Here is a 26,071-nt window from a genome sequence, read left to right as displayed (position 1 = left end):
CGGCTCACCGGTCGGTCAACGCCGAGATCGTCCACCGACTTGAGGGCGAGCGCGCCGCCGCCGTGGCGGACGCCGAATCGCCGTGAGTGAGTGTTTTTGAACTGACCCGACATCAGCGCGAGTTGCTCGGCAGCCTAGGGTTGCTCCTGATCACAGAGTTGGAGGTATGGATGGGGCGGTGACGGTTGCTGCGTTGGGCTGCTTGCGCTGGGTTGGTGAGTGTCCTTGGTGCGGGGACGGGATGCACGGATCGTTCGGAGGGGGCAGAAGGGCCACGTATGTCGACTGCTGCCCGGTCATACCTGTCGAAGGTGCTGGACATCATGGAGAGGAACGCGCTCCTCCGCCATCAGGTCAAGTGGGCGGAGATACGCCGCCAGGCGTTCTCGCAGGCCCGGGCCGCGCAGAAGCCGTCGGACACCTACGATGCGATTCGTTTCGCTCTTCGGACAGTTGGCCATGGGCACAGTTCCTTCTTCGATCCCAAGCAGGTTAAAGAGGTGATCGAGGCTCCGCCCGACTCTTCCTTCCAAGGGCCGGAGGCTCGCTCGCTGGGGGATCATGTGGCGTACGTGTCACTCCCTGCAGTACAGGGATCTGACGCGGTGTATGAGCGGTATGTGCGGCAAGGCCGTGAGGCGGTGTCGAAGGCTGACCGCCCGGAGGCGTGCGGCTGGGTCGTGGACCTGCGCGGCAACCACGGTGGGAACATGTGGCCCATGCTCGCCGTCGCAGGCCCGGTTCTGGGGGACGGCAAGGTCGGCATGTTCGTGGATCCCGACGGTAAGAGGTACCCGTGGACGATCCAGAACGGCAGCCCGCGTGAGAACGGCAGACCGTTTGGTTGGGGAGACAGCGCTCCCGTGGCCAACCCTGCCGCCCCGGTCGCGGTCCTGACCGACGGGAGAACGGGAAGCGCGGGTGAGGCGGTGGCGGTCGCTTTCCGGGGGCGGCCGCAGACCCGGTCCTTCGGCGAGGACACGTACGGCGTCCCCACCGGGAACAATGACCATCGCCTGTCCGATGGTGCCGTGCTGGTCCTCACAGAGGTCAAGGATGCTGACCGTACCGGCCGTAGCTACGATGCGCCGATCTCTCCTGACGAGGAGATCCCCACCATGAAACTGAGGAGCGGAGCTGACGGAGACCAAGTTCTGCAGGCAGCGAAGAACTGGCTGCGCAAGCAGGCTGAGTGTCAGTGACGTCGGCCGTCAGGCGGCGGCTGCCCTCGCGGCCGTGGCGGTCCGCGTCTGAGGTTTTGCCGGTTGCCGGGTGAGGCGGGTCATGAGGGTCGGGCGCCATGGCAGGGCAAGGCTGCCGGGCACAACAAGATATCCGTAAGCCTCTTCCAGCGATTCGGAGAAGGCAACGACGCAGACGAGTGCGCAGTCATCAGCTGCTGGGTGTGTGCTTCTTCGTCCAGCTGGGTGCAGGCTTCTTCCTCGTGAGCCGCCTGCCCATGAGGGTGATGAGTGCCCAGTTCAGGTGGGCTTCGCTGTGCTGGGGAAGGCGTTCGTAGTCACGGGCGTTGCGGCGGGCGTTCATGATCCACCCCAGGGTGCGCTCGACGCGCCAGCGGCGCGGGAGCACCACGAATCCCTTGGCGCCTTTGGGGCGGGAGACGGTCTTGAGGGTGATGTGGAGGAAGTCCTCGGCCCAGGTGACGAGCTGGCCGGCGTAGGCGGAGTCGGCCCAGACCTGGGTGATCTGCGGGTGCGTGAGCCGAAGGCGCCAGAGGAGTTCGCGGGCGGCGTCGCGGTCCTGCATGTCGGCGGGCGTCACCATGATCATCACGGGGAAGCCCTTCGTGTCGACCGCTACGTGTCTCTTGCGCCCGTTGATCAATTTCGCGGGGTCGAAGCCTCGCGTGGTCCGGCTCACCGTGGAGGCGCCCTTGACCGACTGCGAGTCGATGATCAGCGTGACCGGATAGGCGCATCGTCCCAGGCCGGTGCGGAGCCGGCGGCGAAGCTGGTCACGGATGTAGGTGACCACGCCGCGGCGGTTCCATCGGGCGAAAAACCCATAAACCGTCTCCCACGGAGGGTAGTCGGCGGGCAGAGCGCGCCACTTCGCGCCGTTGTCGACGATGTAGCGGATCGCATCGACGATCTGTCGGCGGGGCCACTTCTCGGGATGCCCGCCGGTCTTGGTCTGCCAGGCCGGGGCGGGCAGGAGCGGCTCGAGAAGGGCCCACTCGGCGATCGTGGTGTCGGAGGGATAGCGGCGCGGGCGGACGGGGCTTGGCATGGCGGACTCGCCGATGACGTAGAAGGAGCAGATGGGGGTTACTTCGAGAGCTGGGCGAGGGTCGCGGACACCCCGGTGAGCTGGGCGGCCACCAGCTGGGCCCACTCGTCGTCGGGGCAGCGGGAAAGGTGCGGGGCGAGCGTGCCCGTGATCATCCGGGTGAGACGGCCGAGGACCTGGGCGAGCTGCTTCTTCTCGTACTCGATCCAGTCCGCGGGGTCGTCGGAGAACAGGTAGCCGTCCTTGCGCCGCCAGATGATGGGGGTGAGGTTCTCCGCGGCGCCGACGTCACGAAGGTGCCGGATTCCGCGCTGGACCTGGGACTTCTTCAACCGGGTTGCGGCAACGAGCTGGACGGTGTGCAGGCCGGCTGGTCGGGCTTCCATCAGCGCGACGCGGACCAGGTCACCGTAGTGCTCATCCAGCGGCTGGCCGGCGCGACGGGCCATCGCCTACTCGCCCTTGAGGAGCTGGGTCAGCTGCTCGTCGAGGGTGAACTCGCCGTTGTCGAGGGCGCCTTCGAGCCAGTCCGCCGCCGCACGGACCCGGCCGATCTGCCGACGGACGGTCTCGCGCTCGTCGTCGGTGAATTCCTGCCCCCGCAGCTGGGGAACCAGCCGGCCCAGCGTGGCCACGAAGCTGTGGCAGGTACCGACCAGGTCGAGGTACTCGATGGTGTGCTCGATCTTGCGGACGGCCGGGGCGGTCTCCCGGATCCGCTCCCTGGTCTCCTCGGAGTTGTCGAACTGAGCCCGGTTGACCAGCATGCGGGCCGTGTCGTCCCGCATCACCGTCCGGGCCACCGTCGGCCTGCGCAGCAGACTGGTGGTCACCTCCTGAGCGACGCTGTCATCCCTCGTCAGCTCGGTGACGACCCGCATCCTCTCCGCCGGCGTGACGTGCTCGGTGACCGCGGGCCGGGTGAACAGTCCGGCCGCCACCTGGGCGGCGACCTCATCGTCGCGGGTCAGGTCGGCGACGGCCTGGACCTTCTCGTCGACGGTCACGGGACGTTCGACCCGCTGGCCGACGACCCGCTTGGCGCCGTCCGGCGTCCACTGCCGGGCCCCAGTTCGTGGGTTGAACGGCGCATCCTCGATCGCCGCCCACCGCTCGTCCTCGTCGACGACCGAGGCCAGGATGCGGTGGACCGTGAATGATACGCCCTCCTTGCGCCTCTCCCTCGGCCACCGGTTGGCGGTGTATCGCCAGTCCTCCACGGTCCGCCGTTCCACCCCGATGTCGTCGGCGAACATCTGCAGCGACTCCGTCACGGTGAACAGGTCGTCCGTTCCGTTCGGCATCGACCCGCCCACCACCCTCATGGGCTCGATCTCCAGCGCCATGTCGCCCAAGGAGAACTGCGCGCGGGCGACCTGCGCGATCAGGTCCCTGGCCCTGGTGACGAGCTGTTCGTAACGTTGCCGGGTGACGTTCCCGATCCGGTCGGTCATGATGGTCACCGCCTTGTCCTGGGTCCGGCCCGGTCACCCACGCGTGGCCGAGAAGGGCAGCCGGCCCTGGTCGCCACTCACGGTGGCGCGGGCGCGACACGCGGAGGCAGAGCGTGAACCGGGGGCGCTCGAAGCACCCGTCCTGCTCCTTCAACTCGCCTGCCAGACAAGGCGTGTTGGTGGTGACAGCGAGGCGTTCGCCTACGCCGTTTCCGTAACGCCGTTCCGCGACGCCTGCCATTGCCGGCAGGCCCGCACCCGGCAGCGGTCCGAGCAGTACACGGCCGAGGCCGAGCGTTCCACCCCCACCGTCCACGAACGGCCGCACACCGGGCACTGTGCGAGCTCACCCCGCTGCATCGCGATCACTCGCTGCCGGGTCCGCCGCAGCCTCCGCCACCGCCGTGACCTGCACCGACCCGAACAGAACACCGCTTCTGCCGCCATCGACAGCGGCAGCAGGTCACCACACTCCCGGCAGTACCGCCGAGCCGTCCCGCCAGCCGCCACGCCCCAGATCATCCAGCCGTACGCACGTCATGACCAGAGTTCAAAAACACTCACTGAGGGCGATTCGGCTTTCCCTGCCCTGCTCCGCAGGAGTCCGATTCCTCCCCGGCCTGAAGGCCGGGACATCCTCGGAGGTTCCAGGTGACGGCTTCGGTTGCGGGCAGGGTGAAGGTGATGGTCCATGAACTCACTGTGTGGGTGGACTTGTTGGTGACCGTGTAGCCACCCTCGAATCCGGCACCCCAGGTGGAGGTGATGCCGAAGGAGGCGATCAGACCGGTGTTGTCGGCCGCGTGGGCGGCCGGGGTGGCGGTCGTGGCCATGCCGCCGAGCATCAGGGTGGCGGTCAATACGGCGCGCAGCGACGCACGTCTCATGCGGATGCTCCTCCGTGGGGCGAGGCCGCGCACGGCGTCGCGCCGGTACGCGGAGTGCGGTGCCCTGCACGTCCGTCGCACGGTGGAGAGGTGCGGGTGGGGAGGAGCCGTGCGACGTGATCAGGGCGGGGTGAGGCAGCGGAAATCCGTCGAACGGCGAGTCGTGAAGTTAATCGGAAACTTTCCTTACATCTGCCTGCGGTACGAAGCGTGGCTGTCCGGGTCGGCATGCGTCAAGAGATCTGGGAAAGATTCGTCTAGACCAATTCCGGCCCCGGGGGCCCGAGTTGCCGCGGATTGTCACCGCAGTCCGCTGTAGGCGGCCATGATCATCTCCATGCCGCGGCTGTCCTCCTGCTGTTCCCGGTCGAGCATCTGGTTCATCACGTAGGCCACCGTCATCCGTGCGTCAGGGTCGCTGGCGACGAGCGAGCCGCCCCATCCGCCCCATCCGAACATGTTGCCGAACTTGCCGAAGCCCGCGGTCCAGGCCATCGAGGTCCGCAGCACCCGGTCCTCGCCGCGGAACACCTCCTGCCACGCGGGCTCGCAGCCCTGCGGCGACAGCAGCCGTACGCCACCGACGGCACCCCGGTTCGCCAGCACCGACTGGACGAGGGCGACGGACCGGGCGTTGCCGAAGCCGTTCACCGCCGGGATCTGCGCACGGCGCCAGGCAACGGAGTTGGCATCCCTGACCCGGACCGCGACACCGTCGTACTCCCGACGTGTGCCGTCCGGTCCGGACGGTGCGCCGGCGATGTACTCGTCGGTCAGCGACGGCGGCGGGATGAGCGGTGCGACGCGAGGGTCGTCGTCGCCGGAGAGCCCGATGTGGAAGTCCGCGCCCAGCGGCTTCGCCACTTCCTCTGCGAAGAAATCGCCGAGGGAGCGGCCGGTGATGCGACGGACGATCTCGCCGATCAGGTACCCGAAGGTGAGCCCGTGGTACCCGGCTGCTGTTCCCGGTTCCCACTCGGGGGCCTGCGCGGACAGCCCTGCCGTCACTCTTCGCCAGTCGTAGAGGTCCTCGACCGTCTTCGGCCCGGACAGGTCCGGCAGCCCCGCGGTATGGGACAGCACATGGCGTACCAGCAGACGCTCCTTGCCCGCGGCGGCGAACTCGGGCCAGTAGGCGGCGACCGGCGCGGACAGGTCGAGCCGGCCCCGGTCGGCCAGGAGGAGCGCGCACAAGGCGGTCATGTTCTTGGTCGTCGAGTTCACGCCCGTGAGGGTGTCGCGCTCCCAGCCGACGGTGCGGTCCGCGTCGGCGTACCCGCCCCACAGGTCGACCACCGGTTCGCCGTCGAGGTAGACGGCGACCGAGGCGCCCACATCGTCCTTGCCGAGCGAGGCCGCGAGGGCCGCCTCGACTGCGGCGAACCGCGGTTCGCACATCCCCTTAACATCAGTCATGTGCGCCAGCCTCGGGCAACGCCGAGGCCACCCGCCCGACAATTCCCGTACGGCTTTTGTCGGGCGGGGCTCGAAGAACTCACCTACACCTGAAGACGGCCCGGTCGTATAGCCAGAAAGAGGTACGTACACACGTGCTGGAACGGCTGAATCTGGCGCTGGACCACCTGGAGGCCTGCCTCGACCGGGAGGTCGACGTGGCCGAGGCGGCGCGGATCGCCGCGGTGTCGGAGTACCACTTCCGGCGGCTGTTCTCCGCCCTCGCCGGGATGCCGCTCCCGGTCTACGTGCGGCGTCGGCGGATGACGCTCGCCGCGGCCGAGGTGGTGGACGGGGAGCGCACGCTGCTCGATGTCGCGGTGCGGTACGGCTACGGCTCGGGTGAGGCGTTCGCCCGGGCGTTCAGGTCGGTGCACGGCATCGGTCCGGGCGAGGCCCGGCGCACGGGCGCACTGCTCACGGCACAGCCGCGCATGTCCTTCCGCGTCGTCGTCGAAGGGAGTACGACGATGCAGTACCGGATCGTGGAGAAGGAGGCGTTCCGGGTCGTCGGCAGGAAGGCGCGGGTCCCGCTGGTCCATGAGGGGCTCAACGCGGTTGCCGCGGCGCACCTGAAGAGCCTGGACGAGCGGGCGATCATACGCATGAAGGAGTTGGCCGACCGGGAACCCGAGGGGATCGTGTCGGCAGCGGTGTATCTGACCGACAGTCGGGAGGAGGGGGCCGAGGCCGACTACTGGATCGGTGCGGTCACCGGCCCCGAGACCGTCGTCGAGGAACTCCAGGCCCTCGACGTGCCGGCCGGGACCTGGGCGGTCTTCGACGACGACGGGCCCTATCCGAGTGGGCTCCAGGCACTGTGGCGCGACGTGTTCACACAGTGGTTCCCCTCCAACCCGTACACGAGCAGGCCGGGTCCGGAACTTCTGCGGACGCGGCCGGTTGGGATCGGCGAGGAGACCCACTCCCAGCTGTGGATCCCGATCGAGCGGAGCAGCGGCAACGCCGGCGCGTGAACACTGGTGTGCCGTTGGGCGGGGATACTCCAACTCGGTTGACCGCACGGCTGGGCGAGCGGCGCCCGGAGCGCTCGTAGACTCTTCATGCCCCCAGGGGCGCATCGGGCAACGGCGGCCGAGGCGACAGGTTACAGAAACAGGGCGAACCGGACGCATCACGGTCCTGCCCTCTTCATCCCCGCATCCGCACACACACCGCAGCCCGTGAAAGGTACTCGCGCCCCATGCCACTGGCCCTGCTGGCTCTTGCCCTCGTCGCGTTCGGTATAGGTACGACCGAGTTCGCCACCATGGGACTGCTGCCCCAGATCGCCGACGGCGTCGGCGTGTCCGTGCCGCACGCCGGCAACCTGGTCTCCGCCTACGCGCTCGGGGTCGTCGTCGGGGCGCCCGTCCTGACCGGCATCGGCGCGCGCATCGCCCACAAACGACTCCTGCTCCTGCTCTCCGCGATGTTCGTGATCGGCAACGTCGCCTCCGCTCTCGCTCCGAACTTCGGCCTGCTGTTCGCCGCACGGTTCCTGGCGGGTCTGCCCCACGGAGCACTGTTCGGCGTGGGTGCCGTCGTGGCCTCCCGGCTGGTCGCTCCGGAACGCGCCGGGCGGGCCGTGTCGAGGATGTTCCTCGGGCTCACCGTCGCCAACATCGTCGGCGTCCCGGCCGGCACCGCCCTCGGCCAGCACCTCGGCTGGCGGTATGCCTACTGCGGCGTCGCCGTCATCGGACTTGTCGCGCTGGCCGCGCTGGCCGCCTTCGTCCCCCATCAGCCCCGCGGCAACCAGGCCGGGATCCGGCACGAACTGCGGGCGATGGGCAATCGGCAGGTCGCCCTCGGACTGGCCACCGCCGTAGTCGGATTCGGCGGCTTCTTCGCCGTCTACAGCTACCTGGTGCCGATCCTGACCCACGTGACCGGCCTCGCCGACTCCTCCACCACCTGGGTCCTCGCGCTCTACGGCATCGGAATGACGCTGGGCACACTGATCGCGGGTCCGCTCAGCGACCGGGCCCTGCGCCCGACGTTGTACGGGGGCCTCTTCCTCCTCGGCTCAACGCTCCTGGCGTTCTACTTCACCGTGCACAGCACCGTCCCCGCCCTGGTGACCCTCGTGTTCATGGGCGCGATGGGCGCCCTGGTCACCACCCCCGTGCAGATGCTGCTCATGGCCAAGGCGAAGAACGCCCCGACGATGGCCGCGGCCTCCAACCACTCCGCCTTCAACCTGGCGAACGCGGGCGGAGCCTGGCTCGGCGGCGTGGCCATCTCCGCCGGCTGGGGCTGGGCCTCACCGGCCCTGGTCGGAGCGACGCTCGCCGCAGCCGGGCTCGGCCTCGCCCTTCTCGCGGGCCTCCTGGACCGTGACACCGGCAGCTCCGCACTGATCACTTCTTCATCGGCCCGGACCGCGTCAGAAGGGGCACGGGACGCGGACCCTCAGGACGTCCAGACGCGGTCGGCGTAGTCGAGGAAGTTGCGGCCGAGGATCTTCTCGATGCGTCCGGAGCGGTAGCCGCGCTTCTCCAGGAGACGGATCAGGTCGCGGAACTGGTCCACTCCGCGCAGGTCCACGACGAAGGGGTAGGTGTCTGCCCGTTCGCCCGCCGCTCCGACACCGGCCGCCCGGCGGGCGGCGACGTGTTCGGCGAGGGCCGCACGGTAGGCGTCGAGGTCGTCCACGGCGGTGACGCTGCCGTCGGTGCCGATGCCGACGTGATCCTCGCCGCAGACGTCGACCGCGTGCACGATGTGGTCGACGACGTCTGCGGCGGTGGCGTGGCCGGTCGGGTTGAGGAAGGGCATGAAGTAGATGCCGACGAAGCCGCCCCGGTCGGCGACCAGGCGGAGTTCCTCGTCCGTCTTGTTGCGCGGGAGGTCGGCCAGGGCACGACAGCCGGTGTGGTTGATCGACACGGGCTGGCGGGAGTGCCGGGCGGCGTCCAGGCAGGTGTTCTCCCCGCTGTGGGAGAGGTCGACCATCAGGTGGTGGTCGTTGAGGGCCTCGACGACCCGGCGGCCGAACGGGGTCAGGCCCCGGTTGGCGGTGGCCATGGAGCCGTCGCCGAGGTGGTTGGCCTGGTTGTAGGTGAGCTGGACGACCCGTACACCGGCCTCCGCGAACCCGGCGACCCGGCTGTCGACGAGGGCGGGGTCCTCGCCGACGGCGACGGCGTTCTGGAAGCCGTAGACGACACCGATCCGCCGCTCGCGGTGGGCGCGCCGGATGTCGGCGGCCGTACGCACCTTGAGCAGGTCCGCCGGGTGTGCGTCGAGGATCCCGTCCCAGACCGCGATCTCCTCCAGCGTGTGCTCGTACGGCGGCAGGTCGCCCATGGTGTAGCCGAGGGTGATGTTGACGGCGGTCAGACCGGAGGCACGGGCTTCGGCGATCGCCCGGGCGTCGACGGAGAGTTGACCGCCGGCGGGATTGAGCTGCGAGGCGGCGGCCCGGGCGGCGGGGGTGTTGGGGTTGTCGAGCTGCCCCAGCGCGTTGACGATCATCGGGTGGGCGACGGTGGTCACTGGGCGTCCTTCTCGAAGTCGGCGCGGTCGAAGCGGCGGCCGCGTTTCACGGTGAGGGTGATGGTGCGCAGGTTGGCGATGTCCCGGAGCGGGTCCTCGTCCAGGACGGCGAAGTTCGCGAGCTTGCCGGCTTCGACGCTGCCCATGTCCGCCTCGGTGCCTGCGGCCCTGGCGCCGACCAGGGTCGCCGAGCGCAGGACGTCCGCGGCGGGGATGCCGCAACGGTCGACGAGGAAGGCGAGTTCGCCGTGGAGGGCGGGGAACGGGTCGTCGGGGGCGGTCTCGAAGTCCGTGCCGGTGCAGACGCCGACTCCGGCGCGGTGTGCCTGGGCGGTGACCGCGGCGGCCAACTCGGTGTTGCGGCGTGCCCGTTCGGCGGACTCGGCGGTGTCGCCCCGGAGTTCGTCGCTGGTCCACATGGACGCGGTCGCGTCGAGGACGGTGCCGCGGCGGCGCATCTCGGCGAAGAGCGCGGCCAGTTGAGGGTCGTCGCCCGCGGCGAAACGGTCGTAGGCCACGGAGGGTTTTGTCTTGTAGCTGCTCAGCGGCTCGGTGGGGTTCTCGAAGCCGAGCAGGGTGACGTGGGAGACGCTGTCCACGCCCGCGGCGACGACCTCGCCGGGCGCGGCCGGGAAGACGGCGGCGTGTGCCCAGACGGCGATGCCCTGGCGGTGTGCCTCGGCGGTGATCGCGGCGACGGTCGCGGCGTCCAGGTCGGCATAGACCTTGATCGCGGCGGCGTGGGTGCCGCGGGCCAGGGCGATGGCGATGGTGAGGTCGGTGTCGGGGGTGATGGCCTGCATCCAGGGGACGGCGCCGGGCGTGGCGCCCCGGGAGACCTCGTGGGTGCGCGGGTCGTCGAAGAAGGAGGGTCCGGCCATCAGCGCCGCGTAGCGGATGTCGGGGCCGGGGATCTCGCCGACCAGGGTGGCCCGGGCGAGGTCGCCGATCTGCCGCAGGTCGTCGGCCATGTCGCGGACGGCGGTGACCCCGCTGTGCACCAGGCGCCGCAGCACCGCCTCGGCGGCGGGCCGGTCGGGCGGGGTGGCCAGGTGCTGGTGGGTGTCGATCAGGCCGGGGACGACGAATCTGCCGTCGAGGTCGACGCGGGGGGCGTCGGCGGCGAGCGGGGGCAACGGGTCGTCGTCGCCGACGACGGCGTGGATCCGGGCACCTTCCGTGACGATCGTGGTGCCCGGTCGCGGCCGGTCGCCGGTGCCGTCGAAGAGGGTGGCGCCGCGGTAGACCGTGACGGTTCCGGCGGGCGGTGCGGCCCAGGGGGTCGGGGCACCCGGGGGCAGATCGGTCATGGTCACCTTCGGGACGAGAGGTCGTAAGCCGTCATGTTGTTACGCTCTATGTAACAACTGTATCGTTTGATGAAAACGCGAATACTGTACTCCGTGGCCGCGCCGCGGACGAGAGGGATGAACCGCCGCCATGCCCGTCGCACCCCGTACCCCGGCGCCGCCCAGGTCGGCCGTGGACAAGGCGCTCGACCTGGTCGAGGCCGTCTCGCGCGCACCGCACCCGGTGCGGCTGACCGAGCTGGCCGCAGAGGTGGGCCTGCACCGTGCCACCGCCTACCGGATCCTGCTGGACCTGGTCCGGCGCGGCTGGGTGCTGCGGGCCGGTGACCGCTATCTGCCCGGTGCCGCCGTGCTCCGGATGTCCGCCTCGGCGGTGGGCAACTCGCTGACGGCGCTGGCCCGTCCGGTGCTGGAGCGGCTGTCCGCCGCGACCTCGATGATGGTCAACCTCCAAGTGCTGGAGGAGGGCGGCGCCCGGGTGATCGACGTGGTCAGGCCCGAACGGCTGGCCATGATCAGCCACCTGCGGGGCGAACTGCTGCCGGTGGGGCGGTTCGCCGGGCCGCTGGCCCTGGTCGCCGCGCTCGAACCGGACGCGAGAACACGGTGGTTGGACGGACTCGGCGATGAAGCCGCCGACGTGGCGAGGGAGTTGGCCGAGGTGGAACGGACCGGTGTCGCCGTGGAGCGCGGTCGTAACGACAAGCTGGTGGCGTCCGTCAGCCGGGCGGTGCTGCCCGACCCCGGGGCTCCGGTGTGCGCGCTGACGGTCGTGGGACCGGACAGCGAGTTCGACGGGCCGAAACTGGCCCTGGTGGAGCGGGAGTTGGGCGCGGCGACGGACGAGCTGGGCACGGCCTTGACCGTCGGCGCGGCGGAGGCCGGCCGGTGAGCGGCCTGCTGGTGCTGGACCGCCGGCAGACGGCCGCCGCGCTGCGGCCCGACGCCGTCCTCGACGCGGTGGGCCGTGCCCTGGTCTCCATCGCCCGCGACGAGGTCTCGGTCCCGCCGCGGGTCGCCGCCCTGACGCCGACCGGTCTGCTGGGCGCGATGCCCGGTTACGTCCCCGGGCTCGGGCTGGCCGCGAAACTGGTGACCGTGACCGCCGATCCACGGCACCCCGGACGCGGTTTCCACCGGGGGCTGGTGGCTCTGTTCGACGAACACGACGGGCGGCCCCTGGCGCTCGTCGACGGCGAGTCGCTGACCGAGGTCCGCACGGCGGCGGTCGCCACCCGCAGCGCACTGGCCCTGGCCGTCCGCCCCGGTCTCGGCCGGGTGGCGGTGGTGGGGACAGGCGCCCAGGCCCGCGCCCAACTGGCGCTGCTCGCGGCGGTGTTGCCCGAGACCGAGGTGACGGTGGCCGGCCGCGATCCGGAACGGACCGGCGCGGCGGCCGCGCTGCATCCCGGCGCGCGGGTCGCCGCCCGAGTCGAGGAGGCCGTACGCGAGGCCGAAGTGGTGTTCTGCTGCACCGGCGCCACCACGCCCGTCGTCCGGCGCGAGTGGCTCGCTCCCGGCGTCCATGTCTCGTCGGTCGGCGGCTCCCACGGACCCGAACTGGACACCGGCACCGTCCAGGACGCGGCCTTGTTCGCCGAGTGGACCGGCGCGGCCACCGCGCCGCCACCGGCGGGCGCCCACGAACTCCAGGACCTCGCCCCCGGCCGGCCGGTGACCCTCATCGGATCCGTCCTCGACGGCGGCCATCCGGGCCGCGGCGGTGACACCGACGCCCTCACCGTCTTCAAGTCCACCGGCCACGCCGCTCTTGACGTTGCGGCCATCCGGGTCGCCTACGACGTGGCGCTCGAACGAGGCTGGGGAGTACGCGTGGACCTGTGAGGGAGGCGCCCCCGCTCAAACAACAGCGAGGCCGCCGTCCTACTGCGGTCGGGCCGCCCCCGGGACTCTCGCCGTGGGCGCGCCGCCACTTCAAGTCGCCCTGGTTCAGGGGAAGTTAATCCGGGTGCGGATCTTCATCCTTTGCGCGTCATGTGCCGTTGGGGCGGACGTCAACCAGCCCGGCCATGATCGGACGTCTGCGGGCCCGAGCCGCGCGCGTCCTGTTTTCGGGGCGGGTGATGCGGGCCCCGGGTGCGTACGGACGGGACCTCCGGTGCGCGCCGACGTGACTGCCGCCGGTACGTGTCCGTGCCACCGACGCGGGCCCCCGCCGGTACGGGCGCCCCGGCGTGTGCGTCGGTCCCCGCCGTGCTCACCTCCGGTGAGTGGAGTATGAGGAAGATGGAGGCCGCATGATCCAGGAGCCCGAGTCCGGCCCGGACGGTTACGCGGAACAGCTGGAGCGGCGCTTAGCCCGGGCCAGAACCGAACTGGCGGCAGCCGAGCGGGACGCGGCACGCGCGGAAGCCGACATGGGTGACTTCTCCGCGGCCACGGTCTCCAAGGACGGTTCCGTCGAGGTCACCGTCGGACCCCGGGGCGAACTGAGCGACCTGCGGTTCCTGGGGGCCAAGTTCCGCGAGATGTCGAGCGCGGAACTGAGCGCGGCGATCATCGAGGCGGTCGAAGCGGGCCGCGCGCAGGCACGGCGCGAGGCGGCCCGCCACTTTCGGCCGCTCGACGCCCCCGGCCCGCAGGTGCCCGAACTCGCCGGACTCGATATCGACTGGGCACGTTTCGTGAGCCCGCCCGCCGCTGCCCGGCCCAGCTCCGGCAGGCCCGCCGCACGCACCCGGCTGCACGACGAGATCGCCGACGACGAAGAGGACGGAGGCACCCGATGACCGGCCCGTCCTACACATCGAGCCCCGAGGCCATCATGGGCGGCACCCGGGTCATCAAGGATCTCGGCAGCTACGCCGACGAGGTCGGCGCGTCGGCCCACGCCGCCCTGGCCGACACCAGCTGGACCGGCGACGACAGCTACGGGAAGCAGCTCCGCAAGGAGTTCGTCCAGACCCGCGACTCCGTCCTCGCCACCATCGATGCCATCGCGGCCGGCATCTCGGCCGTGGGCGACGGCACTCTCGACAACCTCCGCGCGATCCGCAGCAACCAGGGCGGGATCATCGACGCCATCCACGAACAACAAGGGCGGACCGGGAGCCGACCGTAACGTGGCCATCGTCGTCTCTCCCAAGCTCAACTGGCTGTTCTTCATCCTCATCGGGGAGAAGTTCCTGGAGGCCAACGAGGACCACGCCTACGACACCAGCCGGTCCTTCGACGAGCTCCACCAGCACATCGGCGCGCTCAAGTCACGGGCGAAACAAGCGGTACTGACTGTGGGGGAGGGCCTTCCCAAGGGAACCGCGGACCAGTTCATCGGGGCGATCAACGAAGTCCTGCCCTATCTCGACAAGTTCGAGGCCGACCTGGACAACGTGACCAAGAACCAGGTCAACATCGCCATGCAGATCCGCGAGGCGAAGTGGAACATCATCGCCGAACTGATCCGCCTGTTCATCGAGCTCGCGATCCTCGCGGTGATGTCCTTCTTCACCGGCGGCGCCAGCGCCTCCGAGGCGGCGGTGGCACGTGCCCGCAGCCGCGTGTTCATCCTGGAGGTCCTGCTCGAACTCTCGCGCCGCACACACCTGATGCCGAGCTTCCTGGAGGCCGCCGAGGAGGCCTTCATGACGCTCGCGGTCCGGCTGGCCATGATGGTGGGCGCCCCCAAGGGGCAACGACCGAAGTCGATCGACTGGGGCGACATCGGTCTCAGCGCCGCGTTCGGCGCCGTCGCGGGGTTCCTCGCACCGATCCTCACCAAGACGATGAAGAACCTCACCAACAACGTCAAGAACATCGGTGACCTGGGGAAGAAGTTCGACGACATCAACGTAGGCGGGGCGAAGCCACCGAAACTGAACGACACCAACCTGAACCTGACGAACAAGCCGAAGTCCGGTCCGACGCCGGGACCCGGCACCCATGTCCCCAAGACGACCCCCACCGTCACCCCGCATGTGACGCCGACACCCCACGGCGACGAGAGCTTCTCCGCCAAAGTCCTTGACCAGAGCGGTGAGTTCGTCGCGGACGGCGCTTCGGAGACGCTGGCCGAGTCCCTCGTGATGGGCGCGTTCTTCGGTGACTTCACCCCGAGTTGGCAGACCTTCGTCGGGTCGGGCCTGAGCGAGCGGTTCGAGGCGGGAGCGGAGCACGCGGTCACCAACAGCGCCGACTGGCTGAAGAACTTGGGGAACCCGCCGACGATCTCCACCTCGGCTTCCGACATCGGCACCGGAGACGCCGGCAACGTCGGTCCGAGCACTGGCTCGGGCAAGAGCGGCGGCACCAAGTCCGGTGCGGGAAGCGGCCCGCACACGGCCGTGGACACGAACACGGACACCGGCAACCACATCGACACGGACCCCGACACGCCTACGAAGGCGCCCCCGGTCCGTGTCGTCGCCCCACCGCCCCACACGTCCGTCCCGGTCATTCCGCCTGTGGTGGGGTCTTCAACGCCGATCATTCCACCGGAGGTCGGGGCGTCCGCGCCGCCGATCCCGCCGACCGTCCCGTCCGCCACGGGCGGCAGCGTCACTTCAGCACCGCGCGTCGTGACGCACGACGGCATCGGAAACGGCAACGGGGCCGAACCCCCGCCGCAGACGCACGACTTGAACACCCCCGAGGTGGAGCCGGCCGGAACAACTCGGGTCGACCCGCCCCCGACCCTTGACCAGGACCCTGTTGTCGAGCCGCCCGTCACGGAGTTGCCGCCGCCTGTGGTGACGTCGACCCCCGTGACGTCCAGTGTCGCGACCGCCGTTCCTCCCGCGGTCACCCACAACGGTGTTCCGGTCCAGGGGGGTTCGAGCAACGACACGGGCGCCGGCAAGGGGAAGGCCGTGGCTCCACCGGCAACGGACGCCACCGACCCCGCCACTGTCGCCGACCCAGTCGTCGGTGCTGCCCGCGACGCTCACTCCGACGCCGTACGGTCGTTGCAGCACGCGGTCGACACCGCCGAACGGCTCCGCGTGCGGGTCGAGTCCGGCGAGGGAGCGAGCCAGGACGGCACCGCGCTGCACGACGCGGACGACAGGGTGCGGCAGGCGCAGGCGGACCTCCTAGGGACGGAGACGCGGCTGCGCGCACTGGGCGAGGTGCCGAATTCCCACGCCGACGCCGCCCCGGACCTCGGCACCGACCCGTCGGCACCGCCCTCCGCCATCGTCCCCGCAGTGGACCGCTCCGACGCCCAACGGCACTGGATCGCCTCGCAGTTGACCGAGGACGACCTGCCCCACGACTTCTCCGCCGCCGGCCTCCCGACCGGTGATGTCGACGTCGACGTGGCCGCCCTGTCCTCCACCGGAGCCACCCTCACCGTCGAGCAGCAGACCCAGGCAGCTCTGGGGAGCGGCAGACTGTCTCTGCTGGAGACCGGACTCACGCCCTTGCAGCAGGCCAAGGCGCTGATGCTGCGACCCGGTCCGTGGTCCGGGCACCTCGACACGGCCGCCGCCACGGCCAGCAGGCGCCTGTGGGACGACGCGTTCTCGGACTTCGCCCAGAGCACGCCCGGGTCGGCCCCGGACGTCGCACGCCAGTCGTGGGACACCGCCACCGCGCTCGTGCTGCCTCTGGAACTGCACCCCGTGCTCGCGGACTCGCGGCACGCGATCGAGCCGTACCGAAGCGCCGTACGACAGGTCGCCGATGTGCTGGCCGCGGGCGGGACGCGTACGGAGGCGACCGCGCTCGCCGACCGTCTCCGCAAGGGACTCGGGCTGCCGCAGCGGCTGCGCGGCGGTGCCCCCAAGCCCGAGGAGTCCTCCGACGTTCCGCAGCCCGTGGTCACCGTGAGCGGCGGAACACCCCTCGTCGCGACGACGTCCACCACGACCGACGCGACGACCACGATCACGTCGGTACCGGTCGACGGGGTGGTCAAGTCCACTGACGACAAGCCGACTTCCGTGCCTCCGCGCGGCACGGACGACCCCCCGGAGAAGCCCCGCCGACAGCGCCCGCCCCGCAAGGGCGCTCCGCCGAACCGCCGTACCCCTGCGCTCGAACCCATCGACGAGGACGCCGAGGCCGAGTTCACCGCCCCGCCCGTCAAGAAGCCCGCCACGCCCGGGCCGACCTGGGTGGTGCACGACCTGGACTCCCGTCGGCCGCCGCGTGTCGACCTCGATCTGCCTCCGGCGCCGTACAGCGGCGGCGGACCCGCGTCGTTCACCGACGGTGCCAAACTGCCTGTCTACATGGGCGGCATCGGCGAGTTGCTGCGCGGTCTGCCGCGCAATCTGCTGCGCCGGTCCTACGCCCTCGGTCAGGGGGACCGTGTCCTGCGCGGTGCCGACCGCGTCGTCGAGCAGCTCGACCTCAACCTCCGGCAGCCGCCCGGTGTCCGACCCCGTCCCGCACGTCCAGGCGGCAACCGTGCCGGTGACGGGCTCCTGGACGACGTACGACATGCTCTCGTCCACAATCCGGGCGGCTTCTTCGGGGACGGGCAGCGGTTCAACTACCGCACGGTGGACGGCAGGTCGCGGGTTCTGACGGTCACGGCCCGACCGTACGGGCAGTGGGAGAGGTTCACCTTCGGCTACGCCAACCCCGTGAAGATCGACACGATGCAGCGCAACACCGCCCTCACCGGCCGGGTCGCCGTCAACAGCACGTCGACGTCCCTCGCGCCCACCTTGCCGCTCGGACCGGTGAAGACGCTGTTCGCGCCCTGGGGACGGGTCTTCGCGCAGTTCTCGTGGACCAAGCGGGTCGAGTACAACATGCAGAACCTCGTCGTGAACCAGAACGAGACCCGTACGACCGACGGCTCGCACGCCCATCTCGACGACGTCTGGTACGAGTTCAAGGTCACCGATCCGGCCGGACGCCCGGTGGATCGGACCGGCAAGGCGATCGGGCCCAGGTCCGGCACGCGTGCCCAGGTCGCTTTCGGTTTCGCCGTCAGGGACGGGCTGTTCGTGCGCATCGCCGACAGCCTCACCCACCCCAAGCCCCCGGCCGACCGGCTGCCGGCGCGGATGCGGCTCGACCGCCGGTCGAACTACCGCATGATGAACACGGAGAGCTTCGGCCCCGTCGCACACATCCGGGACTGGGCGCTCCAGCAGATCGGCACCGACACCGACAGCATGGCCGGCAAACAGATCAACTCGTTCTTCTCCACCGACGGGTTCCATCGCATGAGCCGGGTCATGGCGGCCGGGACGGTCACCTCGCCGCCGCTGTTCAAGGACGACGCGGGGCGCGAACCGCTCGGTGTCTTCTCGGTCCGGGTGGAGCCCGGCGAGGCCGTCCTCATCAGCGAGACCACCGCCGCCGAACTCCGGGACATCTCCCAGACGACGGTCCGCAACGAGCGGACCACCGGCAGGTCCTCGGGCGTCGACATCGGCGGTGCCCTGGGACCGGCCTTCCAGCTTCTGGGCATCGACCAGGGCAAGTTCGACCTGAGGATGCTCGCCGGTCTCAACTTCCGTTACGGCTCCTCCCGCAACCGAGCCTCCGTCACCGGCGGGACCGGCGCCGTGAAGTCGGCCGGTCAGGCCAAGGGTGACCCCACCGGCCTCTACCTGGTCCAGAAGACCGTCACCGTCACCGCCCCGCCCGACACCAAGGCACCGCTGCCCGACCGCAGGCGCGACGCCGCGAGCTCGACACCCGGCAAGCTGCGCAAGAACCCCCCGCGCACCTGGAGCGAGGCACCGCACACCCGTACGTTCCAGACGTGGGCCGTGGAACGGCTCACCCGCACCGAGGCCCGCCGCCTCGCCGGGGAGGCGCGTCCCGCGCCCGGCACCCCGCCCAGGGTGCCGCCGTACCTCACCCAGGACGCGCCGCCCACCCTCGGCATGAGCAGGGTCGAGGAGTTCACGTTCGCCGACGGCTCCTACGTACGGCACATCGACGGCGAGGACCGCACCTTCCTCGACCACTTCGGCGACCAGGTCCTCGAAGAGGTCGCGCGCGCCTACCCGGACCTCGTCGCGCCGCTGTCCGAACTCGATCCCGCCAATCCCCGCTGGCGCGGCTCCGATCATTTTCAGATGGTGGTCTCGAACACTCTGGAGGTGCTGAACACCCTGGCCTTCCACAGCATGGCGGGGAACCTGGAGACGATGATGACCTCGGGGTTGCGGATCTCCCTGGTCGACTCCCGCCGCGCCACCCGCGCACAGCGCTACGTGTGGATCGACGCCGCCCTGACCGACCGGCGTTTCGAGGGCACGCAGAAGGACCTGCGGCTGCGGTTCAGCGCACCCGGCAGCGAGAACCTCGGCGGACGGCAGAACAGCGCGCGTGGCGCGCACGTCGGCGCGGAGGGACTGCTGTCGCTGCGGGACGCGGCCACCGACGAGGCGGGCGGCCCGCTGCACGCGGGCACCGGTTCGCTCGGAGTGCGCTGGGGCGGCCGTAGCGATTCGGAGAGCGGCTACGGGGCCGCCGCCACGCACGAGGCCATGTCGATCGGCACCAAGGGCACCCACCTGTACAGCTACGAGGTCACCCTCACCGCGCGGCGCGGTGGCTTCCGCCGTTTCCGCGGGCTGCTGCGCGGTGTCCTCTTCCTCAACCTTCTCGGCACGCGGCCGTTCGTCTTCACCGAGCGGGAGAAGAACCTCATCGGCCCGGCCGGCTCCGGGCCGGACATCAAGCGGCCCGCCGTCGGACGAGTGCTGCTCGGCGTGCCCGTCGAGCACACGCCCGCCCACGACACCGCACGCCCGCACCACCCCCTGCACGCTGTGCCCCTCGCGACCACCGGGCAGGCCGCACGGGACCTGGCGCTCGCCAGGCGCGGCCTGTTCGAGCGGGCCGGCCGCCGGGGCCGCGAGGAATACCGGCGTCACCCGTACCTGACCCTCGCGGTCGTCGCGGACCCCGCCCTCGGCCGGGCCGCCGAGGACGTCCTCAAGGAGTCGTCGGGCAACTCCTGGATGCTGACCCACCAGGGCGCCCCCGTCCACGACGCGGCATTGCGCGTGTTCCAGAGCCAGTTCCTGACCGCGAACTTCGACCAGTCGTCCGCCCCGACCGGCTGGCGCGCCTCCGGGCTCTGGGCCAAGGCCCCCTACCTGGACCGCTCCTCCGTCCTCGCGCACCGCAGCCGCCTGCGCCCCGGGAGCCTCACCGCCGTGACGGGCGCCATCCCGATCGAGGCGGAGACGACCATCGGCGGTGCCACCCAGGCTTCGGGGCGCCACACCAGCACCAGCACGCTGTTCTTCGGCGGCCAGCTCGTCTACCTCCACTCGCACGACACCGGCACCGGGACCACCGGCAACTACGGCCTCGTCGCCAGCCCCTACCGCCTCGACAAGTCCCGCTTCCGGGCCGTCTCCCGGACCGCGCTCGCCGAGATCAACCGCAAGGACCAGGGCAGGCAGGTCCTCGTCACCGCGGACGTCGACCACGAGATCGCCGCCACCTCCACCCTCGTCGGCCAACGAGCCACGGGCATACGGCGGTTGCCCCGCTGGCTCGCCGGAGCGTCCGGGCGACGGGTCCTCGTCAACGACGGCTGGGTGGGGCACGTCCCGGAGAAGAGCGCCTACCGGATGGGACTGCTCCGGGACCGCTGGGGCGACGTACCGCTCTACACCCGGCGCCGGTGGTCGCCCCAACCCTGGCTCCTGGACAACCCGTTCGGCAGTTTCCCGCTCACCGCGCTCGACACCGCGACCGTACTCAACGACTTCGACCGGCAGTTGAGGCCGCTCGGACTGACGGGCAGCGACCGGGACACGGTGCACCGGCTGATGTCGGAACGTGTCGTGCGCGCGCTGGGCAAGGAGATGACCGGCGGCAGCTCCTCCGTGCCCGCCCGGGTGGGCCGTTGGGGCTCGTCCACCGCGAATCTGTGGGTCGGCAGCCGCAAGGTGCGGGCGCGCGCCGAGCTGATCCCGGTGAAGGTGCCCGTCGGCACACCCGCACCGGACGGCAGCGGCTTCGGCGGCCTCGGGCACAGCGTGGAGTTCGAGGAGCACCGCAGTGCCGCGCAGACCACGCAGGAGGGCCGCGGCCGCGCCTCCGGCGCCAGCGTCGGCACCACTGTCGCCCAGGGCGCGCACACCGGCAACGACACCGTGCGGATGGCCGGACCGACGTACGCGGAGGTCGGCTCCACCCAGCAGACCGCCGCCCAGAACCGGTCCGAGGGCAGCGTGCGGATCGCCACCGCGACGACGACCCAGGCCCACGCCGAGTACGTCACCCGCTACCGGATGCGGCTGACCCTGGAGGTGACCGACACCCGCGAACCGAAGACCGGCACCGGCGCCTCCGGCTGGGTGAAGCGGGCCGCGCACCGCACCTGGCGCGGGGTGTCCGGCCGGCGCCTGCTGCGCGTCAGCTCCGAGGGCGACGTCGGGGAGCTCGTCGAGCACTACCCGCTCAGCCTCATGCGCCCCGACCCCGTCGATCCCGCCACCGAGCGGGACGACCCGCTGGCCCCGCCCGCCCTCGACACTCCCGGCCCCTCCCGCCGCGTCGCACCACCGGCCACGACCGGCCCCGGCAGCTGGCTCGACACGCTCCACCCCGACGACAGCATGAAGCCGTTCACCATGCCGCCGGACGGGTTCAAGGTCCGCCGGATCGTCGGTGTCGACGAGCTCCACACCGCCAACTCCCTTGTCCTGGCGTCCGCCTACGACACGTCCTTCCCGCTGACCGGCGCGGTCGACGACGACCTGATCGCCCGCGCCCGGGACACCCCGCTCACCCGCGCCGGCACCGGACCCGCCCAGAACCTGGAGGACGGCACGGGCAACAACGCCCTGAGCGCCTTCTACGACCGCACCCTGGAGCCCGGCGGCTACGAGGTGGCCGGTCTGACCGAGCGCGGCTTCTTCGGCGGCGCGGACGCCGACCTGCGGCTGTACTCGAGGCCGCAGTTCCGGCGGGCCCGGCTGCTCGCCGTCACCGACGGCATGAAGCACGAGGCACCCAAGCGGCACGTGGAGGGCGGTGGCGCGAGTGCCGGGCGCGTGGGGCAGGCCGAGTCGGCGCTCGGCGGCGGTCCCGCCACGTCGACCGCCGCCACCGGCACCAACCAGATGGGCGCCTCGGGACCGGGTGACGTCTCGACCGAGTCCGACACCATGGCCTCGGGCGGCGACCGCCTGGCGTCGGTGAACGTCAAGCCGAACACCACCCGTACATTCCTGTTCGCCATCCCCACGACCTGGCTGAGCGTGGCCGCGGTCCACCACCACGTCAAGGACTCCGCGCCGGTACGGGCGATGCGCAGCCCGTTCGGCAACCCGCAGCGCGCCCCGCAGGCACGCGAGACCGACACCACCGTCCTGGCCTGGGTCCGCGAGGACGTCGCCCGTGAACTGGGCCTCATCGCCGACGACGGATTCCCGCCGGTGGCGGCCGAGGCGTGGGACGCGGTCACCAAGGCCGACAAGGAGTGGACGGCCGCCGACAAGAAGTACTGGGAGCTGCGCCGCGACGAGGGCCCGCGCCGCGAGAGCGCATTCACGGACGCCGACAACCTGCTGACCGCCCTCACCGCCCGCGACCCCGAGACCCTGCCCCAGGTGATCGCCGCACGGCGCGAACTCACCCGCCTGGAACAGGACAACGACGGCGCGGAACCCGCCCACGACGGCTGGGCGCAACTCCACTACGCGGAACACGACGCCGCGCACGACCGCGTGATCGCCCTGCTGCGTGCGGCCGACGCCGAGGTCACCGCGGCCCGTACCGCCCGTGACACCGCACGCGACCAACTGGACTCCTTCACCGCCGAGTTGGGCGAACGACGTGCTTTCGCCGAGGCGCTCGCCGACGAGTACGCACGCGTCCGCGAAGCCGCCGACCGCCTGACCCGCTGGCACCAGCTCGCGGCCACACCGGCGGGACGCGCCCAGCTCGGTGACACCCCGGAACCGGACGAGGTCGCCTTTCGGGCCCCACCGGCACCAGGCACCGCGAAGGCACCGGTGACGGAGAAGAAGACCACCGAGACGACCGACAAGAAGACCAGCGCCAAGGACGCGGAGAAGAAGGACACCGGGAAGAAGGACGGCAGGGAGCAGGGCGACGCGGCGGGCGACGCAGACCTGCGACCCGCGTTCAGCCGTCCGCCGTGGGAGGCGGACGGCACCCCCGACCCGTCGCTGCGCCGCTTCGACGCGGCCCAGGACCACCGCACCCTGACCGCCACCGATCCCGACGGCCGGAGCTGGGTGTACGACCTGCATGAACCGGACGGTGACGGCAACGGGTTCTTCACGGCGGTCCTCGGTGTCGCGGATCGCGGCGGGCCGGCGGCGGTGTCGGAGACCCGGCGTGCCGGGTTGGCCGGCCGCGTGGCCCGGAGCGTGGACATGCCCCCGGACGTGACGCTCGACCCGCGAGCGGTGTTCCGTACGGCCGAACTGACCAGCAGGCTCGGCGAGCACTTCCGGCGAGACCCCGCCCTGTCCGCCACCGTCGAGGAGAACGGCGGCCGGCTGCCCGACGCCCTGCTCACCGCACTCACCCCGGTCCAGCGGCAGAGTCTTGTTCGGGTGCAGGTGCAGCGGGCCCGTCGTTGGGACGACGCGACGGCGGACCTTGCCGCAGGCCTGACGGCGCGTTCTCTCGGGGTGGACATCACGGTCGTGGGGGAGGACGGCAGTTACCGCTTCTTCCCGGGCTCCGATGACCCGACGGCGGGCCCGCTCCGGCAGGTGACCGTCTACCGGCGCGGTGACAGCTACCTGTCGGCCCGTCCCCGGTCTGCGACACCGGTGCCGGCGCCTCCCGTTGGAAGCACGGAACCGCCGAAGGACAAGGACACCGAGGACACCGAGGAGGTCAAGGACGTCGACACGAAGGGCAACGGGGCCAAGAGGGAGCAGGACACGAAGAGCAAGGAGACTCAGGACAAGGAGACCAAGAGCAAGGATCCGAAGGGCAAGGGCAAGCCCGACTCTGGCGCACCGGTCAAGTCCGTCGGTGACAAGCAGCCGCCGCCCGCCAGGACTGTCCTGGTGGACGGTCGGCGGATGACCGTCCAGAACGTGCGTCCCGACGGCAACTGCCTGTTCTCCGCCGTCATCGCCGGCATCGGCGCCCAGCACCCCGGCCACACCGTGCGGGGCAGAACCGTAGGCGCGATGACGGTCGCCGACCTGCGCAGCGACATCGCCGACTGGTACGGGACGTCCGCCGCTGCTCACCAGCACACCACGCGCGACCCGTTGGAGACGATCGTTCACGACAGGTACCCGGACCTGCGCAGTCTGCGGCCCCTGCTCGCCCTGCTGGGACTGCGGTCGCACCTCCCGCTGACCTCCACGCAACAGGCGCGCATCCAGGCCCAGTTGAGGACCGAGGGGCTGGAGGACGGTAGGGCGCCCGAGGCGATCGCCCGACGGCGCGGACTGACCGATCAGGCGCACGCGAACAACGTCCGCCAACTGGTGCTGCGTACGCTGCACGGCCCGGCCACGGCGAGGTCGCGGTCGCTGTGGCGGGAGATCCGCAGCCACCTGCCGGCCGTCGTGCCCGCCACCCCGGCGCAGACGGTCACGCTGGGGGAGCGCGGGCTGGTCGACCGCGCTATCCGCTCGCCCGAACTGTGGCACACGCCCTTCTACGACGACGTACCCCTGCTGCTCACCCAGTCGCTGGGTATCGACCTCGTCGTCGTCCAGCCCGACGGCCAGGGCGGATCCGTCCTGCACCGCCTCTCCGAGGACGCCGACGGGCCTACCGTGTACGTCGCTTACAACGGCGTCGACCACTACGAGACGTTGCTGCCGACGGCGCCGCAGCGCGGTCCGGGCGGTGACCTCACAGCCGGTTTCGGCGCCCCTGTGATGCCGAAGCGGGTGAAGGACGAGGAGCGCGACGACGAGGGCGACGTACGGGCGAACCCGCTGTGGATCCCCCTCGAAGAGGTGGACCCCGACCTGTTGATCACCGGCAACCACGATGCGGGGTGGCTGTACACGGTGACTGACGACGGTCGTGTGCTCCTCGGCAGCGAGGAGCCTTCGCAGGTGATGGCGCAGGACCGGTTCGACGCGCTGCTCGCCGGTGTCCGCACCCGACGCCCCGAGACGACGGCGGAGTCGCTGCGGGCGGAGATCGACGGCCTCGGACACACCGGCATCGCCGCTGTCTTCGAGGAGGGCGGTCGTGCGCGGCCCGGCGCGAGCCGCGTGTCGGGCGAGTTCCGCTGGAGCGAGAGCCTGCGGGCGTGGACCGTGAACGACAAGTCAGGCCGCTACATGAGCAAGGCGGTACGGCCGGACATCGACCCCGCGGTCGCGGCCGGCTGGCTGGACAACGTCGCCGCACTCTTCACCGACCGTCTCGGCATCCAGGTCGCCCCGGAACAGGTGAAGTCGAGCGCGCCGAAGGCCCCGGAGCCGCAGACTGGAGGCACCGACAACCGGTCCGCGTCCTTGCCACTGACGCTGCGTCAGCCGGCAGGCGGGGGCGACTGGTTGCCGGCCGCGCTGGTTGACGCCCTGAGGGCGAGGGCGTCCTCCGACCTGTTCGGCCGGCCTGGACTCGGCGCCCTGCTCGGGGGACCGGACCCGTCCGACGCGCTGCACCGCTGGACCGAGTTCCGGCTCGCTGCCCCGGACGCCGCGGTGCGGGTGCCCCGCCTGGCCGCCGCCGGCTGGGCGGGCCCGGCGCACACGACGGTGTCGCTGGACGACCTTGCTGCGGTCGGCGTGACCCCGACACCCGACCAGGCCGCGTTCGCGGCGCTGACCGGCGCGCTCCCGCTCGGCGACCTCACCCTGACCCTCGCGCAGCGCTACCGACTGCTGCGCCGTTGGGCGGATGGCGACCAGGTTCTCACCGAGATCGCGGCGGGCACGGCAGCCCGTGACCTGGGAATCGTCCTGACCCTGGTCGCCGGCGACGGGACGCTACGCCGCTTCGAGCCGTGAGGGTCGCCCCCGGCCCGTCGCGGGGAGCGTCACGCGCTTCTCGGATCTTGCCGTGCCCCGACACGGCCGCCGGCTGCTGTGTCCGCCGGAGCGGCGGCCGATGGTCATGACGGCCTTGAACTCGCCGTCGGGGTTTCCCGGACGTGCCCCTCGCCGGGCGTTCCAGGTCGGCTCGGCGACCCGCAGGGTGATCGCGGTCTCGATCGCCGTGACCGTGTACCGGTCCCCGCCGTGCGTCCAGGGTGGGCACGTGCTCGGCCCCGTCGCAGACACCGACGTTCTGGACACTCGTCCAGCCGGTGGGGCTCGGCTCCAGGGACTCCTGGGTACGGTCAGTCAGCGCCGCGAAG

The 26,071-nt window shown here is 70.9% G+C and carries 15 protein-coding genes; 8 read left to right on the top strand and 7 right to left on the bottom strand.

All coding sequences use genetic code 11. The features are described from left to right. The first annotated feature begins 278 nt into the window (after positions 1–278). The gene (locus tag ACWDEW_RS43475) at positions 279–1,202 is read left to right on the top strand and encodes a S41 family peptidase (RefSeq protein WP_450521062.1); all 924 of its coding nucleotides are present in this window, start codon (positions 279–281) and stop codon (positions 1,200–1,202) included. A gap of 190 nt (positions 1,203–1,392) precedes the next feature. Here the strand turns inward: ACWDEW_RS43475 and ACWDEW_RS43470 are convergent, their stop codons facing one another. From ACWDEW_RS43470 to ACWDEW_RS43450, 5 genes are all read right to left on the bottom strand, one after another. Next, entirely contained in the window at positions 1,393–2,250 is an 858-nt protein-coding gene (locus ACWDEW_RS43470) for an IS5 family transposase (RefSeq protein WP_450521061.1), read from the bottom strand. A gap of 38 nt (positions 2,251–2,288) precedes the next feature. Next, a complete protein-coding gene (locus ACWDEW_RS43465; RefSeq protein WP_450521059.1) occupies positions 2,289–2,699 on the bottom strand; it encodes a hypothetical protein in 411 nt (136 codons plus the stop codon). 3 nt (positions 2,700–2,702) lie between these two features. After that, positions 2,703–3,704 (bottom strand): DUF6192 family protein, encoded by a 1,002-nt coding sequence (locus ACWDEW_RS43460; protein WP_450521068.1) that lies wholly within the window; start codon positions 3,702–3,704, stop codon positions 2,703–2,705. A gap of 560 nt (positions 3,705–4,264) precedes the next feature. After that, complete coding sequence (locus ACWDEW_RS43455; protein ID WP_450521057.1) at positions 4,265–4,591, bottom strand: cellulose binding domain-containing protein; 327 nt, start codon at positions 4,589–4,591, stop codon at positions 4,265–4,267. Between the two features lie 300 nt (positions 4,592–4,891). Further along, positions 4,892–6,007, bottom strand: coding sequence for a serine hydrolase domain-containing protein (locus ACWDEW_RS43450; RefSeq protein WP_450521055.1), 1,116 nt, complete (start codon positions 6,005–6,007; stop codon positions 4,892–4,894). A 134-nt stretch (positions 6,008–6,141) separates the two neighbouring features. On the opposite strand from ACWDEW_RS43450, the gene ACWDEW_RS43445 reads away from it, so the two are divergent. Together ACWDEW_RS43445 and ACWDEW_RS43440 are read left to right on the top strand one after the other, a co-directional pair. Further along, a complete protein-coding gene (locus ACWDEW_RS43445) occupies positions 6,142–7,023 on the top strand; it encodes an AraC family transcriptional regulator (RefSeq protein WP_450521053.1) in 882 nt (293 codons plus the stop codon). Positions 7,024–7,250: 227 nt separating this feature from the next. Beyond that, positions 7,251–8,489, top strand: coding sequence for an MFS transporter (locus ACWDEW_RS43440; RefSeq protein WP_450521051.1), 1,239 nt, complete (start codon positions 7,251–7,253; stop codon positions 8,487–8,489). Here the strand turns inward: ACWDEW_RS43440 and ACWDEW_RS43435 are convergent. Together ACWDEW_RS43435 and ACWDEW_RS43430 are read right to left on the bottom strand one after the other, a co-directional pair. Then, on the bottom strand, positions 8,462–9,547 hold the full coding sequence (locus ACWDEW_RS43435; RefSeq protein WP_450521049.1) for a dipeptidase: 1,086 nt from the start codon (positions 9,545–9,547) through the stop codon (positions 8,462–8,464). The genes ACWDEW_RS43440 and ACWDEW_RS43435 overlap by 28 nt on opposite strands. After that, complete coding sequence (locus ACWDEW_RS43430; protein WP_450521048.1) at positions 9,544–10,857, bottom strand: amidohydrolase family protein; 1,314 nt, start codon at positions 10,855–10,857, stop codon at positions 9,544–9,546. The genes ACWDEW_RS43435 and ACWDEW_RS43430 overlap by 4 nt, the downstream gene beginning before the upstream one ends. 130 nt (positions 10,858–10,987) lie before the next feature. On the opposite strand from ACWDEW_RS43430, the gene ACWDEW_RS43425 reads away from it, so the two are divergent. The 5 genes from ACWDEW_RS43425 to ACWDEW_RS43405 all read left to right on the top strand — a co-directional run bounded on the left by ACWDEW_RS43425 (position 10,988) and on the right by ACWDEW_RS43405 (position 25,721). Continuing rightward, a complete protein-coding gene (locus ACWDEW_RS43425; RefSeq protein WP_450521046.1) occupies positions 10,988–11,749 on the top strand; it encodes an IclR family transcriptional regulator in 762 nt (253 codons plus the stop codon). After that, a complete protein-coding gene (locus ACWDEW_RS43420) occupies positions 11,746–12,702 on the top strand; it encodes an ornithine cyclodeaminase family protein (RefSeq protein WP_450521044.1) in 957 nt (318 codons plus the stop codon). The genes ACWDEW_RS43425 and ACWDEW_RS43420 overlap by 4 nt, the downstream gene beginning before the upstream one ends. Before the next feature lie 413 nt (positions 12,703–13,115). Continuing rightward, on the top strand, positions 13,116–13,607 hold the full coding sequence (locus tag ACWDEW_RS43415; RefSeq protein WP_450521042.1) for a YbaB/EbfC family nucleoid-associated protein: 492 nt from the start codon (positions 13,116–13,118) through the stop codon (positions 13,605–13,607). After that, complete coding sequence (locus ACWDEW_RS43410; protein ID WP_381252809.1) at positions 13,604–13,939, top strand: hypothetical protein; 336 nt, start codon at positions 13,604–13,606, stop codon at positions 13,937–13,939. Before ACWDEW_RS43415 ends, ACWDEW_RS43410 begins: the two co-directional genes overlap by 4 nt. A 1-nt stretch (position 13,940) precedes the next feature. Further along, positions 13,941–25,721 (top strand): hypothetical protein, encoded by an 11,781-nt coding sequence (locus ACWDEW_RS43405; protein WP_450521041.1) that lies wholly within the window; start codon positions 13,941–13,943, stop codon positions 25,719–25,721. The last annotated feature ends 350 nt before the right edge of the window (positions 25,722–26,071 follow it).

Source organism: Streptomyces sp. NPDC001100 (assembly GCF_053598575.1).
The sequence above is the reverse complement of the archived record's forward strand: the minus strand, read 5'-3'. Positions and strand labels throughout refer to the sequence as shown.